20 protein-coding genes and 1 tRNA gene are annotated in these 15,881 nt (G+C 58.7%); 12 read left to right on the top strand and 9 right to left on the bottom strand.

Annotated features, from left to right (window positions below; genetic code table 11):
* Nucleotides 1-186: 186 nt before the first annotated feature.
* The 10 genes from QMX93_RS25315 to QMX93_RS25270 all read left to right on the top strand — a co-directional run bounded on the left by QMX93_RS25315 (nt 187) and on the right by QMX93_RS25270 (nt 6,662).
* Entirely contained in the window at nt 187-1,674 is a 1,488-nt protein-coding gene (locus QMX93_RS25315) for a sensor domain-containing diguanylate cyclase (RefSeq protein WP_159814206.1), read from the top strand.
* Nucleotides 1,667-1,897 carry a cysteine-rich CWC family protein gene (locus tag QMX93_RS25310; protein WP_053118015.1) on the top strand — a complete coding sequence of 77 codons (231 nt, stop codon included), beginning with the start codon at nt 1,667-1,669 and terminating at the stop codon, nt 1,895-1,897. The genes QMX93_RS25315 and QMX93_RS25310 overlap by 8 nt, the downstream gene beginning before the upstream one ends.
* A gap of 33 nt (nt 1,898-1,930) precedes the next feature.
* A complete protein-coding gene (locus QMX93_RS25305; protein WP_282358348.1) occupies nt 1,931-2,623 on the top strand; it encodes a pseudouridine synthase in 693 nt (230 codons plus the stop codon).
* Nucleotides 2,624-2,941: 318 nt separating this feature from the next.
* Complete coding sequence (locus QMX93_RS25300; protein ID WP_053118011.1) at nt 2,942-3,826, top strand: alpha/beta hydrolase; 885 nt, start codon at nt 2,942-2,944, stop codon at nt 3,824-3,826.
* Between the two features lie 155 nt (nt 3,827-3,981).
* A tRNA-Gly gene (locus QMX93_RS25295) sits at nt 3,982-4,055 on the top strand.
* 287 nt (nt 4,056-4,342) lie between these two features.
* Nucleotides 4,343-4,645 carry a type II toxin-antitoxin system HigB family toxin gene (locus QMX93_RS25290; RefSeq protein ID WP_212550573.1) on the top strand — a complete coding sequence of 101 codons (303 nt, stop codon included), beginning with the start codon at nt 4,343-4,345 and terminating at the stop codon, nt 4,643-4,645.
* Nucleotides 4,645-5,001, top strand: a complete 357-nt coding sequence (locus QMX93_RS25285) for a transcriptional regulator (RefSeq protein ID WP_212545229.1) — start codon at nt 4,645-4,647, stop codon at nt 4,999-5,001. Before QMX93_RS25290 ends, QMX93_RS25285 begins: the two co-directional genes overlap by 1 nt.
* Nucleotides 5,002-5,237: 236 nt before the next feature.
* Entirely contained in the window at nt 5,238-5,417 is a 180-nt protein-coding gene (locus tag QMX93_RS25280; RefSeq protein WP_159814214.1) for a type II toxin-antitoxin system HicA family toxin, read from the top strand.
* Nucleotides 5,418-5,453: 36 nt separating this feature from the next.
* The gene (locus QMX93_RS25275) at nt 5,454-5,861 is read left to right on the top strand and encodes a type II toxin-antitoxin system HicB family antitoxin (RefSeq protein ID WP_053118006.1); all 408 of its coding nucleotides are present in this window, start codon (nt 5,454-5,456) and stop codon (nt 5,859-5,861) included.
* A 72-nt stretch (nt 5,862-5,933) separates the two neighbouring features.
* Nucleotides 5,934-6,662, top strand: coding sequence for a class I SAM-dependent methyltransferase (locus QMX93_RS25270; RefSeq protein WP_282358347.1), 729 nt, complete (start codon nt 5,934-5,936; stop codon nt 6,660-6,662).
* A 214-nt stretch (nt 6,663-6,876) separates the two neighbouring features.
* Here QMX93_RS25270 and tam read toward each other — a convergent pair whose 3' ends face one another.
* Complete coding sequence (gene tam / locus QMX93_RS25265) at nt 6,877-7,692, bottom strand: trans-aconitate 2-methyltransferase (protein ID WP_282358349.1); 816 nt, start codon at nt 7,690-7,692, stop codon at nt 6,877-6,879.
* Between the two features lie 138 nt (nt 7,693-7,830).
* Between tam and QMX93_RS25260 the strand changes: the two genes are divergently transcribed.
* Nucleotides 7,831-8,241: a low affinity iron permease family protein gene (locus tag QMX93_RS25260; RefSeq protein ID WP_212545232.1), complete on the top strand. Its 411-nt coding sequence runs from the start codon at nt 7,831-7,833 to the stop codon at nt 8,239-8,241.
* Between the two features lie 180 nt (nt 8,242-8,421).
* Here the strand turns inward: QMX93_RS25260 and QMX93_RS25255 are convergent, their stop codons facing one another.
* The 5 genes from QMX93_RS25255 to QMX93_RS25235 form a co-directional block, all read right to left on the bottom strand.
* Nucleotides 8,422-8,925, bottom strand: coding sequence for a DUF4142 domain-containing protein (locus QMX93_RS25255; RefSeq protein ID WP_282358346.1), 504 nt, complete (start codon nt 8,923-8,925; stop codon nt 8,422-8,424).
* 74 nt (nt 8,926-8,999) lie between these two features.
* Nucleotides 9,000-9,158: a KGG domain-containing protein gene (locus tag QMX93_RS25250; protein WP_082341401.1), complete on the bottom strand. Its 159-nt coding sequence runs from the start codon at nt 9,156-9,158 to the stop codon at nt 9,000-9,002.
* Between the two features lie 165 nt (nt 9,159-9,323).
* Entirely contained in the window at nt 9,324-9,962 is a 639-nt protein-coding gene (locus QMX93_RS25245) for a LysE family translocator (RefSeq protein WP_282358345.1), read from the bottom strand.
* Between the two features lie 60 nt (nt 9,963-10,022).
* Complete coding sequence (gene fos, locus QMX93_RS25240; protein WP_282358344.1) at nt 10,023-10,439, bottom strand: fosfomycin resistance glutathione transferase; 417 nt, start codon at nt 10,437-10,439, stop codon at nt 10,023-10,025.
* A 74-nt stretch (nt 10,440-10,513) separates the two neighbouring features.
* A complete protein-coding gene (locus QMX93_RS25235) occupies nt 10,514-11,425 on the bottom strand; it encodes a LysR substrate-binding domain-containing protein (RefSeq protein ID WP_282358343.1) in 912 nt (303 codons plus the stop codon).
* A 77-nt stretch (nt 11,426-11,502) separates the two neighbouring features.
* Here QMX93_RS25235 and QMX93_RS25230 point away from each other — a divergent pair, with 77 nt between their 5' ends.
* Complete coding sequence (locus tag QMX93_RS25230) at nt 11,503-11,988, top strand: DMT family transporter (protein ID WP_282358342.1); 486 nt, start codon at nt 11,503-11,505, stop codon at nt 11,986-11,988.
* A gap of 89 nt (nt 11,989-12,077) precedes the next feature.
* On the opposite strand, the gene QMX93_RS25225 is transcribed toward QMX93_RS25230, so the two are convergent.
* The 3 genes from QMX93_RS25225 to QMX93_RS25215 form a co-directional block, all read right to left on the bottom strand.
* A complete protein-coding gene (locus QMX93_RS25225; RefSeq protein WP_159814235.1) occupies nt 12,078-13,409 on the bottom strand; it encodes an MFS transporter in 1,332 nt (443 codons plus the stop codon).
* A gap of 168 nt (nt 13,410-13,577) precedes the next feature.
* Nucleotides 13,578-14,504: a hydroxymethylglutaryl-CoA lyase gene (locus QMX93_RS25220; RefSeq protein ID WP_282358341.1), complete on the bottom strand. Its 927-nt coding sequence runs from the start codon at nt 14,502-14,504 to the stop codon at nt 13,578-13,580.
* Nucleotides 14,501-15,694: a CaiB/BaiF CoA-transferase family protein gene (locus QMX93_RS25215; protein WP_282358340.1), complete on the bottom strand. Its 1,194-nt coding sequence runs from the start codon at nt 15,692-15,694 to the stop codon at nt 14,501-14,503. Before QMX93_RS25215 ends, QMX93_RS25220 begins: the two co-directional genes overlap by 4 nt.
* Between the last annotated feature and the right edge of the window lie 187 nt (nt 15,695-15,881).

The raw sequence follows: 15,881 nt of genomic DNA, 5'->3' as shown, positions 1-15,881 counted from the left end.
CGATAGCGGTATGACATTCACCAAAGATGTGACTGATCTACCGCTATCGCGAGCAGGCTCACTCCTACAGGGACAGCGTAGCAACATGGAAATACGGGAACGACCATTCGCGCCGCACATGGAGCAGTTATTTCCCCGCAGTCCCACTAGAATGCATGCCATCGGGCCACTGCCAACGGAACTGCCATGCCGCATCGATCTGCGCTGTACTCCCAACGCTCGCTGGTACTCACGCTGATCGCCCTGCTCGGCGCCGGTTTCCTTGCCACGTCCCTGCTGAGCTACTACGCCTCGCGCGCCTCGATCCGCGACAACATCGTCAACACCGAGCTGCCGCTGACCTCCGACACGGTCTATTCGGAAATCCAGAAAGACCTCGTCCGACCGATCCTGATTTCTTCGATGATGTCCCGCGACACCTTCATGCGCGACTGGGTGGTCAACGGCGAGCAAAACCCCGAGCAAATGACCCGCTACCTCAACGAGGTCATGACCCATTACGGCGCCTACACCGCGTTTTTCGTCTCCAATAGCACCCTCACCTACTACCACGCCAAAGGCGTGCTCAAGCAGATCAAAGTCGAAGAACCGCGCGACGCCTGGTACTTCCGCGTGCGCGACATGAAGGATCCGTACGAGATCAACGTCGACCCGGATCTGGCCAACAAGGACAACCTGACCTTCTTCATCAACTACAAAGTCTACGACTACCACGACCGTTTCATCGGCGCGGCCGGCGTCGGTCTGACCGTCGACGCAGTGATCAAGCTGATCGACAAATACCAGCAGCGCTATCAACGCAGCGTGTACTTCGTCGACACCTTTGGCCGACTGGTGCTGACAGGCGCCGAAGGTGGCCCGGAAGGCGCGCACATCGGCCAGAGTCTTGGCGAAATCGAGAGCATGAAAAGTCTGGTCAGTCAGTTGCCGAAACCGCACAGCGGCAGCTACGAGTATTCCGCTGAAGGCCAAGGACATTTTCTCAACGTGCGCTTCATTCCCGAGCTGAACTGGTACCTGTTCGTCGATAAACGCGAAGACGGTGCATTGAGCGAAATCCGTCAGTCGCTCTATCTCAATCTGTTGATCTGCTTGCTGGTGACGCTGAGCGTGTTGGCGTTGCTCAATCGCGTGATCAAACGCTATCAGCGCAAAATCCAGGCGCAGGCGACGCTCGACAGCCTTACCGAGCTGCCCAACCGTCGCGGCTTCGACCTGCTCGCCGCGCAAGCCCTGCACGAAGCGCAACGCGAGACCAAACCGCTGACGGCGTTGCTGATCGACCTCGATCACTTCAAAGCGCTGAACGATACCTACGGGCACATGGCCGGTGACCAGGTGTTGATTGGCTTCGCCCGCGATCTGCAAAGTTGCCTGCGCCACGCCGACATCGTCTGCCGTTGGGGCGGTGAGGAATTTATCGTGTTGCTGAAGGACACCGACGGCGACACCGGTCAGAACATCGCCGAGAAAATTCGTCAGCACGTCGAACAACAGGAATATGCCTACAACGGTCACACCCTGAATCTGACGGTGAGCATCGGCGCCACCACCCTGCAACGCGATGACACCTTGCACAGTCTGCTGTCGCGGGCCGATCATGCGATGTACCGGGCCAAACAAACCGGCCGCAACCGCACCTGCGTGGAAATGCCTCACTCGACTTATGCCTGATTCCGACGTTAAACCCGACCATTGCCCGGCCTGCGGCGCCCGCAACGACTGCAGCCTGGCCGACCCGCGCACAGCCGACCGCGAATGCTGGTGCTACGGCGTCAGCATCGACCCGGCGGTGCTTGAAGCGCTGCCGCCAGCACTGCGCAACCAATCCTGCCTGTGCCCGCGTTGCGCGCAGGTCGAGGCGCAACTGCAAGCGGCCAAGCGGCCGATCCCGTAAGATACGCGCCCCTTCATTGATCGAACACTGAACATGCGCGTCGACCGTTTCCTCAGCAATCTACCGCGCTTCAACCGTCAGCAGGTGCGCCTGTTGCTGGTGGAAAAGCGCGTGCGGATTGACGGAAAAGTCGTCAGCGATCCGTACAGCGAGGTGCTGGAATTCAGCCGTGTCGAGGTTGATAACGAAGTGTTGCAAGTCGGCAAACCGGCGCGCTATTTCATGCTGCACAAACCGCCCGGCTGCGTCAGCGCCACCCGCGATCCGCAACACCCGACCGTGCTCGACCTGATCGATGAACCGGACAAGGACGACCTGCACATCGCCGGGCGTCTGGACTTCAACACCACCGGGCTGATGCTGATCACCAACGACGGCGCGTGGTCGCGGCGCTTGACCCAGCCCCAGACCAAACTGCCGAAGGTTTATTACGTCGAGACCGAGCAGGAAATTGGCGCGGAATATGCGATCACCTTTGCCGAGGGGATTTACTTCGCGTTCGAGGATCTGACCACGCAGCCGGCGCAACTGGAGCTGCTCGGCCCACGCTCGGCGCGGCTGAGCATCGTCGAGGGGCGTTACCATCAGGTGAAGCGCATGTTTGGTTTCTTCAACAACAAAGTCCTGCGCTTGCACCGTGAATCCATGGGGCTGTTACAGCTCGATGACGCGCTAAAACCGGGCGAGTACCGGGCTTTGCGCACCGAAGAGATTCATTTGTTCTAAGCCTGCGACCGCTCAGCAGAAGTTGTCGAACAATTTACCAACGGCACTTGCGCGATCCTGCCTCCCCTGCTTGAATCAGGACGTCGGCCGAAATGTGACCGATGAGTCACAACATACCTCTAAGAAACTTTTTGTCGGTCGTCAGCCCCAAGGGCTGCGCCTCAGCCGACAAACTGCCCGCCAATAACAATACCCGTCGACCTGCCTTACCGGATCGACATGGGCCAAGCAAATTCCAGGCGTATGCCTACCTGTCACAAAGCTCGTGCAATCTCACCATTGCGCGCATACCCGCTTGCTTGCCAGGAGTCTTATGACATGAGGCCAGAAATCGCTGTGCTGGATATACAGGGTCAGTATCGGGTTTACACGGAGTTCTATCGCGCAGACGCCGCAGAAAAGACCATCATTCTGGTCAACGGCTCGATGGCCACGACTGCGTCGTTTGCACAAACCGTGAAGAACCTGCACCCGCAATTCAACGTGGTCTGCTACGACCAGCCCTACGCGGGTCGGTCAAAAGCCCACAACCGCCACGAGAAACATCTGACAAAGGAAGTCGAAGGGCAAATCCTGCTGGAGCTGATTGACCACTTTGGCGCAGAGCACGTGCTGTCGTTTTCCTGGGGCGGTGCTGCGACCCTGGTCGCCCTCGCCCACCAGCCTCGGCGCATCGAACGGGCGGTGATCAGCTCGTTCTCGCCGGTGATCAACGCGCACATGCTCGACTACCTTGAACGTGGCGTCGACTACCTCGGCCAGCGCGACGGCGACCGCGTCGGCCATCTGGTCAACGACACCATCGGCAAACATTTGCCTTCGCTGTTCAAGCGCTTCAACTACCGCCACGTCAGCAGCCTGGCCGAGCACGAATACGGACAGATGCATTTCCACATCAGCGACGTGCTGCACAGCGACCGGCAGTGCTACTTGAACGCGGCGAAAAAGATCAACGTGCCAGTGCTGTTTTTAAACGGCGAATGGGACGAATACACCGCCGCCGACGATGCGCGCCTGTTCGGCAACCACGTCGCGCAGAGCACCTTCACCACCCTGCAAGCCACCGGGCATTTTCTCGATATGGAGCACAAAGCGGCGTGCCGCGATAGCCAGAACGCCTTGCTCGGCTTTCTGAAACCGGCGCAGCAAACCAGCCGAACGCGTTACTCGTTTGTTCAGGATCAACATGCATTGGCTATTTGAAAAGTGTCGTCGCGCACGAGCCTGCAGGGTTGAGCTTTTGATTTGCGACCCGCAGCGCTCGTCCGCGATTGACCGTTTTCAACGATTCAAAGGCTTATTTTGCAAAAGAAACTTCAAATCCGTGGCCGAGTCTGGTACAAAGTCAGCCGCTCTGAGCGGGTATAGTTTAATGGTAGAACAGTAGCTTCCCAAGCTTCCGACGAGGGTTCGATTCCCTCTACCCGCTCCAATCAAATTTTGTCTCACGTCGTGATTTTTTGACGGGGGATGCAGGAATACAGAAAACCGGCCTATAGGGCCGGTTTTTTTGTGTCTGGGGTTTGTAAAGTTCGATATTCCGTAGGTTTTCTCTCCTCGCCTCGTCTTGTCACTCCTTGCAAAACAAACCTCGGTTTTCTAGTTCAGATGCCTTCTAACCTGAAGCTGGGGCTGCTACCTCGCCCTGTTCCTTTGACATCAGTGATTGCATCACTGGACATTGACGACTAACATCTCCCAAAACGGGAGGAGGCATGGATGCGGATAATGGCAAGATCAACTTTGCGGCAATTCTGGGAAAGCCATCCTGCTTTCGCTGACTCCGAGACACCGCTTGTTGAATGGTATCGCCACATGGAAAAGGCCGAATACCGTACGCCACAGGAGGTTAAAGCCGAGTTGAGAACCGCAAGCGTCCTTAAAGGCGCGAGAGTGGTGTTCAATATCGGCGGTAACAAGTATCGAGTGATTTTGGCGATCGACTATCAACGGCAGCTCGGCTTCATCCGCTTCGTTGGCAGCCATGCCCAATATGACCAGATCAACGCGGAGACCGTGTAATGAACATCAAACCCATTCGGAGTCCGGAAGACCTCGCCGCCGCGTTTGTACGCATGGAGCAGCTGTGGGGCGCCGAACTCAATTCGCCTGAGGGCGACGAGCTGGAAATTCTCGCATTGCTGATCGAGAAGTACGAAGACCAGCATTTTCCAATGCCACCTTCCGACCCGATTGAAGCGATTAAATTTCGCATGGAACAGCAGGGGTTGACTCCACGTGATCTGGAACCGTTCATTGGCACCAGTGGACGCGTATCCGAGGTATTGAATCGCAAGCGCAAACTGAGCCTGTCGATGATCAAGCGCTTGCATGAAGGCTTGCGAATCCCCTACGAGAGCTTGCTTGCAGGGGCTTGAATGCTTCTGGCTGCAAGATAAACCGGTTTTAAAGGCCGGTTTTTTTGTGTTTGGGGTTTGGTAAAAACTCGAGCGCAAATCCTTGAAACACACCCTCCTTACCCTCCCCTGAGCCTTACCTAGACTGCACTAAGCCGATGCGCCCATCAAAGGACGATGACCGCACAGGGATTAGCATGTTGATCACGATAATTCAGTAGGTATAGTAACCACCAAGCACACCACAAGGAGGTGTTGTGAATAGCCGTTTTTTAATCGGCCAACTCGTCGCAGACGGTTGGTATCTGGTGAGGATCAGAGGCAGTCACCATCACTTCAAGCATCCGAGCAAACCCGGCTTGGTCACTGTGCCGCATCCGAAGAAGGATCTGCTCAAAAAAACGGCCATCAGTATTTTGCAGCAGGCGCTGCTTTGACTCACTCAGTCAGTTGCGCCATGGAGGACAACACACATGCTTTATCCGATTGCGATTTCAATAGGTGATGACGAACACGCCTGGGGCGTGGAAGTGCCGGACATTCCTGGCTGTTTTTCCGCAGGTGATGACCTCGACGATGCTGTCGCCATGGCTCGCGAAGCGATCGAAGGCCATTTCGAGATTCTGGCCGAGGACGGTGCGCCTATCCCGTCTGCCAGCAAACTGGGCGTGAATGTGGCCAATCCGAAATACGCCGGTTGCGCGTGGGCGGTGGTGGACATCGACGTGGTCAAATATTTGGGCAAAGCCCAGAAGCTCAACATCACCCTGCCGGGGCACCTGCTTAATCGTATTGATGAGTATGTGTTGCACCATCCGGAAGAAAAGAGCCGCTCGGGGTTTCTCGCGTCGGCGGCTTTGAAGGTGTTGCAGCAGGGTTGAATTCGTCTTTGTCTTAACGGGCATTGGAACTGAGCCATTCACTGCGACGACATTTTGAAGAGTACTCATCCCATGACACAAAACATCTACGACGATCCCGAGTTTTTCCAGGGCTACAGCCAGATGAACCGCTCCATCGGCGGGCTCGATGCCGCGCCGGAATGGCCGGCGCTCAAGGCGTTGCTGCCGGCCATGCATGGTTTGAATGTGGTCGATCTGGGTTGTGGTTATGGCTGGTTCAGCCGTTGGGCCAGTGAGAGCGGCGCCGCCAATGTGCTGGGTCTGGATGTTTCGGAGAAGATGCTGGAGCGCGCGCGGCAGACAACGGTGGCGACGAATATTCGTTATGAACGTGCCGATCTTGAGCAGCTCGACCTGCCGGTTTGCAGTGTTGATCTGGCGTACAGTTCACTGGCGCTGCACTACATCAAGAACTTGTCGGGGCTGTTTGCTCATCTGTATGCGGCGTTGAAACCGGGTGCGCACTTTGTGTTTTCCATCGAGCATCCGATCTTTATGGCCCCGCGTAATCCGGGATGGCTGGTTGATAGCGAGGGCAACAAGCGTTGGCCGCTGGACGGTTATCAGATGGAAGGTGAGCGGGTGACCCATTGGTTGGCGGAGGGCGTGATCAAGCAGCATCGCACGATCGGGACGCTACTCAATTCGTTGATTGAGGCGGGGTTCACCATCCGTCATGTCAACGAATGGGGGCCAAGTGATGCCGAGGTGGCGGCGCAACCGGCGCTGGCGGAAGAGCGGGAGCGGCCGATGATGATGCTGGTCGCGGTGCAGCGCTGAACGGATTCAACCTTGGAATAGCCCCTCACCCTAGCCCTCTCCCAGAGGGAGAAGGAACTGACCGAGGTGCCTGTTCGAGATACGCCGACCTGCGATATCGAGCCGAACTCAGGATTTGAAAAGCCCCCAAATCAGCTCCCTCTCCCTTGGGAGAGGGCTGGGGTGAGGGGCTCGCAGGCAGGTGCACCACCACTCACAAGCCGAAAAAAAGTTGTCAGCGAGTCGCAACGATAAACAATCGCGGAAACGGCAACAGCACCGACCCATCCGCCAACGCCGGATAAGCCCTCGCGACTTCCCCCAGGTATTGTTCCAGATACTCCGCCCGCTCCGCTTCAGTCAGCGGACTCAAAAACGGAATCAACCCGCTACCCTTGAACCACTCAACCACCCCTGCTGCGCCAGCCGACAATTGATGGTGATACGTCGTGCGCCAGACATCGACCCGCGCGCAGTGCGGGCGCAACATCGAGAAATAATCGCTGGCACTCGCCATGTCCGTTCGCTGCCCCGCCGCGCCGGCGAGCTTTGCGGCCCACGGGCCATTGGCGGCGACATCACGCATCAAGCGGTGGGACGGTTCGTTGAGGTTATCCGGCATCTGAATCGCCAGACTGCCGCCCGCCGACAACTTGTTGGCCAACGCGGGCAACAACGCTGCGTGATCCGGCACCCATTGCAGCACGGCATTGGCGAAGATCACATCAAACGGCCCGGCGTCCGCCCATTGATCAATCTCAGCCACTTCGAACTGCAACTGCGGTAAACGCTTGCGTGCCGCGTCGATCATGTCCGGCGAGCTGTCCAGCCCGCAGATTTTCGCCTCAGGAAAACGCTGCAGCAGAAGCTCCGTCGAATTGCCCGGGCCACAACCGATATCAACCACCGCTCGCGCTTCTGCCGTGGGAATCGCCGCCAGCAGATCGCGGGCCGGGCGGGTGCGTTCATCTTCGAAAGCGACGTATTGCTTGGCGGACCAACTCATTGCGTTCTCCTGTAAGGCGTTTGCTTCAAAACCTGGAAAAAACAGTTGCCGCTACCATACCGTGATCCGACTGGCCGGCGCTGCCCTACCAACGTCCGGTTCCATTCGCTGATTTGTAATTAGAATTTTCACAACGCCGTCAGTGTCTGAATTTCATGCACTCCCCCAATAAGGAATACGGCTATGAAATTCGCGAAGATTTCCCAGAAGCTTGCTCTGTGGGCCGGTAGCCCGAAGACGTTTATGGGGGCGTTGATCCTGATTGGGCTGTGGGGGTTGAGCGGGCCGATCTTTAATTACAACGATACGTGGCAACTGATCATCAACACCTCGACCACGATCATCACGTTTCTGATGGTATTTCTGATCCAGAACACGCAGAACCGTGACACCGACATTCTGCATTTGAAGATTGATGAGTTGCTGCTGGTGACCAAGGAAGCGCAGAACGCGATGCTCGGGCTGGAAGCGCTGGATTTGAAGCAACTGGAGGCGTTGCGCAGGCATTACCGCTCGTTGGGCGAGGGCGAGGTGTTTAACCTTGAAGGGCTGGGTGAGAAGAGCAAGTCGAAGCAGGATTTGAATGAGTGCTAGGTTTGTCGGGCGAATAAAAACACTTGTGGCGAGGGGATTTATCCCCGTTGGGCTGCGAAGCAGCCCCATTTCTTGCTGCCGAATTCAACCTGACACACTGCATTGAATGTTTTAACGACTGCTGCGCAGCCGAGCGGGGATAAATCCCCTCGCCACAGGGGATCTGTGTTGTCTGTGAGATTAGCGGCTGGCCTGTAAGGCTCTCGCCATTTCCAGGTGATTCTGCAGTTTCGGCAGGGTTTCGTCGGCGAAGGCTTTGATCTCCGGCACATCGGTGGTCTGCGCTTCCTGCTCGATCTGCTGAATGGCCTCTTCGGTGGCTTTGACCTGACTCGCGGCATAGGCCTGGTCAAACGTCGCGCCGTCCTTCACTTCTGGAATCAGCTCTTTTGCCTTGTCGGCGATTTCTTCGCGCGGCGCGATCGGCAGGTCGAGCTTCTTGGCAATTTTCGCCAGATGCTGATTGGCGGTGGTGCGGTCATTGATGACGACGATGGTGTAATCCTTGACCTCTTTGGATTCGGTTTTCCCGTGGGCCAAGCGGCTGGCTTCGATATCAGCCATGCCTTTGGCCGACGCATCGTTGATGAAATCGGCAGGCGACTGGGCAAACGCACTGGTGGCGCACAGGCTAAACAGCGAAACAACACTCAAATTGCGTAAACGGGTGGCCATCCGGCTCATGGTCGCGCCCTCCTTTTCTCAAAATTCAAGCGGGAGCTTACGCCCCCGCCTCTCAATCAAAACGACTTCACTGACTACTTCGATTTCTGACCGGGCTTGCGGCCCATTTCTGTTTTCGCAGGGTCTTTGTCGACAGTCGTTGTAGTGGTTTTCCCACCTTTGCGACCGGCTTCAGACGCCTTCGTTCGATCGTTAGCGAAGTTTCCCGAGTTCGAGTTTCTTGAATTAGGCATGATTCTCTACCTCTTGGTAATGATCGTGGCGAGCAGGTGCCCGCCTAGATTGAGAATTTTCTGGCCAGCAAAGGTTTAGAAAAGTTGTCGTTGCACTGACGAACGGTGAAGCGCAATCAGCTAATGCAGCGTCCGATTGCCGCGCTGCGCGATGTACAGTCACCTTCAAGCCTTGTTCGGCATCAGCCCCGGCAACGCATGCACCAGCGCGTTGATGGCGAAACCGATGAACATCACCCCGCACAACCGGGTGATCAGCAACTCGTGGCGCTGATACAGCGTGCGCACCCGCTGCGCGCCGACAACACCGATGAGAATAGCGTAGGCGAGCAGCCCGCCAAGGAAGCTCAGGGCGATCAGCGTCGGCAGCATCGACCAGTTGAGCAACTCGGCACGGCTCGACAGCAGCGCAGTAAACGTCGCCACCGCCACCGGGTACGCCTTGGGATTGGTCAGCCCGAACAGAATGCCGTGCCAGAATGGATTGCGCGCCGCGCCCTGCGGTTCGTCCGCATTGCGTCGCTGCGCCCGCACCGCGCGCCAGCCGAGCCAGAACAAGTACAGACCGCTGAGCACGCCGAGCACGTCGAATGCCGTGCTGCCGATTTCCCGCGCGCCAACAATCGCGATCAACGCCGTGCTGCACCAGACCACATCGCCAAGCAGATGCCCGCAGAGAAACCCCGCCCCGGCCCGTCGCCCATGGGCCGCGCCAATACCGAACACCGCCAGCACACCCGGCCCCGGCGTGATGCCGTAAATGAAACCCGAGGCCAGAACGGCCATTAGCAACGATAGAGTCATGGAAAACCTGCAAGCGCCAGAACACGTGGCGGCCAGTCTATATCAGCCGATTGCGCCTGATCACTGCCCGTCGTAAAAACGCATGCCGGCGTACGGTTTCTGCCGACACGCTGCGAGTCGCGAGGCCAGATCGCCGACGTGAGCTTCGAGCTTGTGGCCATCAGGATCGAGGAAGTAGAACGACGCACCTTCGCTGCGGTTATCGCGCCATTCCCGCACGTTTGCTGCTTTTAGCGTTTGTACGAATAGCGCAAAATCCGCAGCGTTGAGGCTGAAGGCGTAATGGGTGTAGTCGGCGCTCGGCTCGCTTGTGCGTAATGGATCGAACGAGAGGCACAGCCACAGTCCCGGAAGCGAAAGATAGGCACCGGCGTCCCACGTCGCCTCGACGCGCAACTGCAATACGTCACGATAAAACGCCAGACTGCGGTTCAGATCGCTGACGGCGAGGGTCAGGTGGTTGAGGCCGGTGAGCATCGGATCAGTAACCTCTGAGGGATTCGGAAGTAAGGTTCAGACTTCACTGCCACGTCCCGTTCCTTGATGACTGTTCAGCCGCGCACTATCCCCTCCTCAATCTTCCGTTTCAACCAATTCAACGCCTGATCCCCTCCCCGCCGCTTGTGCCAGGCCAGCACAAACGTAAACGGCGGAATATCAAACGGTGGCGGCACAACAATCAAATCCCCATGCCCCAAATCGCGCACGCTGCGCGATGACACGGTGAGAATCAAATCCGTGCCACTGATCAACTGCGGCGCGACGTTCCAGTGCGGCAGGCTGATCGCGACGCGGCGGCGTTCGCGCAGTGAGGTCAGGGCTCGCTCGATTTCCGGTGTGCCACTGCCGCGCATTTCCAGCAAGACATGCGGGCGCGACAGGTAGGTGGGCAGATCGAGCACGCCGTTGGTGGGCAAGGTCTGGCGGTCGAGCAGGCAGACGTAGCGCTCTTCGAACAGCAGCGTGCTGCGCAATTCGTGGGGCATTTCCGGGAAGACGCCGGCGGCGAGGTCGATATCGCCATTGAGCACGCCTTCGAGCATGCCTTCGCGGCTGGCATGGCTGATTTGCAGGTCGATGCCCGGCGCTTCGCGGCGCAGGGTCCGGATCAGATCGGGGAGGATGATCGCCGCGCCGTAGTCCGACATCGCCACGCGAAAGGTGCGTCGGGCGCTGGCCGGATCGAAGGTGTTTGGTGCCAGCAGCGATTGCACTTGAGCGAGTGCTTCAGCGAGCGGTGCGACCAGTTCCAGCGCTCGCGCGGTGGGCGCCAGGGTTGCGCCGGCGCGCACCAGCAACGGGTCGCCGAGCAAATCACGCAGACGCGCCAGCGCATGGCTGACCGCCGGTTGGCTGAGGTGCAGGCGCTCGGCGGCGCGGGTGACGTGTTGCTCGCTGAGCAAGGCGTCGAGGATCACCAGCAGGTTGAGATCGATGCGGCGCAGATCATTCATTTGATGCATGTTCTGGATGACGAAACGGAATTTAAATCTGCGCGACGAATACTCTAGAGTCCAGCAAAACCTGTTGGAGAATGATCATGAGTACGTTGCAGTGGGCCGGTTTGTTGGCGTTGGCCGCGTTTGCCGGGGCGGTGGTGCCGTTTCAGAGCGCGATCAACAGCAACCTGGCGCGCGGATTGGGCCATCCGCTGTGGGCGACGTTGGCGTCGTTGTTGGTGAGTGTGCTGGTGTTGTTGCCGGTGATTTTGGCGTTGCGGTTGCCGCTGCCGTCGCTGGCGTTTATCAGCAAGGCGCCCATGTGGATGTGGGCCGGTGGTGCGTTTGGGGTTTGTTTTGTGGCGCTGGCGGTGGTGTTGCTGCCTAAGCTCGGGGCTTCGGGGTTTGTGGCGTTGGCGCTGGCGGGTCAGGTGCTGGCGTCGATGCTGCTGGATCACTTTGGCTTGTTTGGGTTGGTGGAGAAACAGCTGACATTGCCGCGGGTGTTTGGCGCGGTGTTGTTGATTGCGGGGGTGGTGTTGATTCAGTTTGGCAATTCGCCGGGAAGAGTTTTGGCACCGCAATAAAGATCAAAAGATCGCAGCCTTCGGCAGCTCCTACAGGATTGGATTCGCACTCTGTAGGAGCTGCCGAAGGCTGCGATCATTTCAGCGGTTCAGTACTTATCGAGCGTGCGCAGTTTCTGCGGCAACCCCCACAGCAACAACGCCGCTGCGATCAACGCCGCCACGCCAATGACGTACAGCGCCGGCGTGGTGCTGCCGGTGAGATCCTTGATCCGCCCGACCATCACCGGGCTGACGATGCCGCCGAACTGCCCCAGCGTATTGATCACCGCGATCCCGCCCGCCGCACCTGCGCCGGCACCGGCCAGCAACTTCGGTGGCAGCGTCCAGAAGCTTGGAATAGCGGCGATGATGCCGGCGCCGAGCAAGCCGAGGGCGACGATCAGGAACGTGGTGTGATCGGCGAAAATCCCCGCACTGAAGAATCCGATCGCGCCAACCACCACCAACCCCGCGACAAACTTGCGGCGCTCGCCGGTTGCGTCCGACAACCGCCCGATCACGATCATGGTGATCGCACCGCAGATGTACGGAATGGCGGTCAGCAGACCGATCATCACCGGGCTCTCGGTGCCGGCACTGCGAATCAGTTGTGGCGCCCAGAAATTCAGTCCGTAAGACGCGACCTGAATCAAAAAGTAGATCAGACCCAAGGTCAGAAATCCCGGAATCCGCAGCGCCGCCAGCAACGAGCCGCCGCTCTTGTGCGGTTCGTGATGGGCAATGCGGCTGGACAGCAATTTTTTCTCGTCAGCGGTCAGCCAGTGCGCGTCCTCGATGCGATCCTTGAGCAGCGTCAGCACTAGAAACCCTAGGCCGATGCACGGCAGACCACCGAGCAGAAACAGCCAGTGCCAGCCACGCATCTGCATCACACCGTCGAGATGTTCGAGTACCAGCCCGGAGAACGGTGCGCCGACCAACCCGGCGAATGCAGAGGCAAGAAACAACAGGGAAGTGATGCGTCCACGGAAGTGCTGCGGGAACCACAGCGTCAGGTAATACAGCACGCCCGGCGCAAAGCCGGCTTCCATCGCGCCGATCAAAAAGCGCAGCGCATAGAACTGCCATTCGCTGGTGACGAAGACCATCAGCGCCGTCGCCACGCCCCACGACATCATGATCCGCGCGATCCAACGGCGGGCGCCGACCTTGTAGAGCATCATGTTGCTCGGCACTTCGAACAGCACGTAACCGACCACGAACAGCCCGGCGCCGAGGCCGTAAGCGGTGTCGCTCAGACTCAGGTCGGCTTGCAGTTGGAACTTGGCGAAGCTGATGTTGATGCGGTCGAAAAAGGCGAACAGGTAGCAGACCATGATCAGCGGCATCAGGCGCCAGGCGACTTTGCTGACCAGGGCTTTTTCGGCGTCGTGATCGACAGACGAGCTCGCGCCCGCCTCCATTACATTGAGGCTCATAGCTTTTCTCCAGGCGGACTGCCGGTGGGCGTCCGATTGTTTTTGTTGTCTGGTTATGACGCTGTTCCTGTAGGAGCCGAGCTTGCTCGCGAAGGCGTCAGGGCAGTCGCATCACTGCTGAATGACACACCGCGTTCGCGAGCAAGCTTTGCTCCTACAGAGGGGGATTCAGGTGGGGATCGGGTGCAGGTCGCAATTGCGTCCGGCCTTGGCCAGTTGGCCGGGGACTTCGTGGCCGAGGAGATCCGGCAATCCGCGCGAGAGCTTCAACAGCAGCGGCAAGTCGATGCCGGTATGAATGCCGATCTCATCGCACAAATTCACCAAGTCTTCAGTGCAAATATTGCCCGACGCCCCCGGTGCAAACGGACAGCCACCAAGACCGCCCAGCGCTGCATCGAAACGTCGGGCGCCAGCCTCGTAAGCCGCCAGCACATTGCACAACCCCAAACCTCGGGTGTTGTGGAAATGCAGGGTGAGATCCGCCGTCGAAACCCGCTGCAAAACCCGCCGTACCAAGCGATCCACCTGACGCGGATTAGCCATGCCAGTGGTGTCGGCGAGGGTGATGCCTTGAATGCCCAGTTCCTGATAAGCGTCAACAATCTGCAGCACGCGATCCTCGTCAATCTTGCCTTCGAACGGGCAACCGAACGTCGTCGCGATACTGCCGTTGAGCCGCACGCCCGAGCCATCGGCAAAAGCAACAATGTCGGCAAACGCCGCCAGCGAATCCTCACAACGCATGCGCATGTTGGCGAGGTTGTGCGTCTGACTGGCGGACATCACCAGATTCAGCTCATCGGCGCCCGCCTCCAATGCGCGCTGCGCGCCTTTGAGATTGGGGATCAGCGCGACGTAAATCACCTGCGGTTGACGCTGAATGCCTTGGAACACCTGCTCGCCATCACGCAGCGCCGGAATGGCTTTCGGCGACACAAACGAGCCGGCTTCGATGCGGCTGAAACCCGCCAGCGACAGTTGATCGATCAGCGCGATTTTGTCGACGGTTTCGACCCACGTCGGCTCGATCTGCAAGCCGTCGCGAGGCGAGACTTCCTGGACGATCAAGGTTTGCGAATAGTCGGAAATCATTGCACTACTCCCTGGCTTTTCAGGCGTTCGATGTCGAGTTCAGTCAGGCCGAGACCGGCGAGAATACCGTCGGTGTGCTGGCCGAGGGTCGGCCCCGACCAGTTCACGCCGCCGGGAGTTTCCGAGAGTTTCGGCACGATACCGGGCATCTTCACGGTTGCGCCGCCGGGCAGTTCGGCGTCGAGCAGCATGCCGCGCGCCTGATAGTGCGGATCGGCGACGATGTCGGCCACCGAATAGATGCGCCCGGCCGGGACTTCGGCAGCTTCGAGGGCGGCGAGCACGTCGTTGATCGGCAGGCTGCTCGTCCAGTGAGTGATCGCGGCGTCGAGCATGCCACTCTTGGCCGCACGGCCGTCGTTGTGGGCGAATTCTTCGGCGTCAGCCAGATCATCGCGACCGATGGTTTGCATCAACCGCTTGTAGATCGGATCGCTGTTGCCGGCGATCACCACGTAAGCGCCGTCAGCCGTAAGGTACGTGTTGGACGGTGCGATGCCCGGCAACGCGCCGCCGCTGCGTTCGCGAACGTGGCCGAGCATGTCGTATTCCGGCACCAGACTTTCCATGACGTTGAACACGCTTTCGGCCAGCGACACATCGACGATCTGGCCACCGCCCTGCCCGGTTTTGACCCGCAGCAGCGACATCAACGCGCCGATCACCGCATGCAAGGATGCCAGCGAATCGCCGAGGCTGACACCGACCCGCGCCGGCGGCGAACCGGGGGTGCCGGTGGTGTAGCGGATGCCGCCCATCGCCTCGCCGATCGCACCGAAACCGGGGCGATCACGGTAAGGGCCGGTCTGGCCGTAACCGGAAATGCGCACGAGGGTGAGGTTGGGATTGAGCGCGTGGAGCACGTCCCAGCCGAGGCCGAGTTTTTCCAGCGCGCCGGGGCGCAGGTTTTCGATTATCACGTCGGCGTCGGACGCCAGTTGTTTGACCAGTTCGATGCCTTCCGGGGATTTCAGATTGAGCGCCAGCGACTGCTTGTTGCGCGATTGCAGGTACCACCACAGCGACGTGCCTTCGTGCAGCTTGCGCCATTTGCGCAGCGGGTCGCCCTGACCCATGGCTTCGATCTTGATCACCTCGGCGCCGAACTCGGCAAGCATGCGCGCGGCGAACGGTGCGGCGATCAGGGTGCCGATTTCGATCACTTTGATCGCACTCAGGGGGGCAGTCATCGCGGGGTACCTCTTGTTCTTGGAATATGCCGGCAAGACTAGAGGTGCGATGGTGGAAGAATCCAACCTTCGTTCGGCAAAGGGCGTTCGCGAAATGCGAACGCACCGCCCCTGTAGGAGCTGCCGAAGGCTGCGATCTTTTGATCTGTTGTTTCAAGGGCAAGATCAAAAGATCGCAGCCTTCGGC

The organism is Pseudomonas sp. PS01303 (genome assembly GCF_029959385.1).
GTDB classification, from domain to species: Bacteria; Pseudomonadota; Gammaproteobacteria; order Pseudomonadales; family Pseudomonadaceae; genus Aquipseudomonas; species Aquipseudomonas rustica.
The sequence above is the reverse complement of the archived record's forward strand: the minus strand, read 5'-3'. Positions and strand labels throughout refer to the sequence as shown.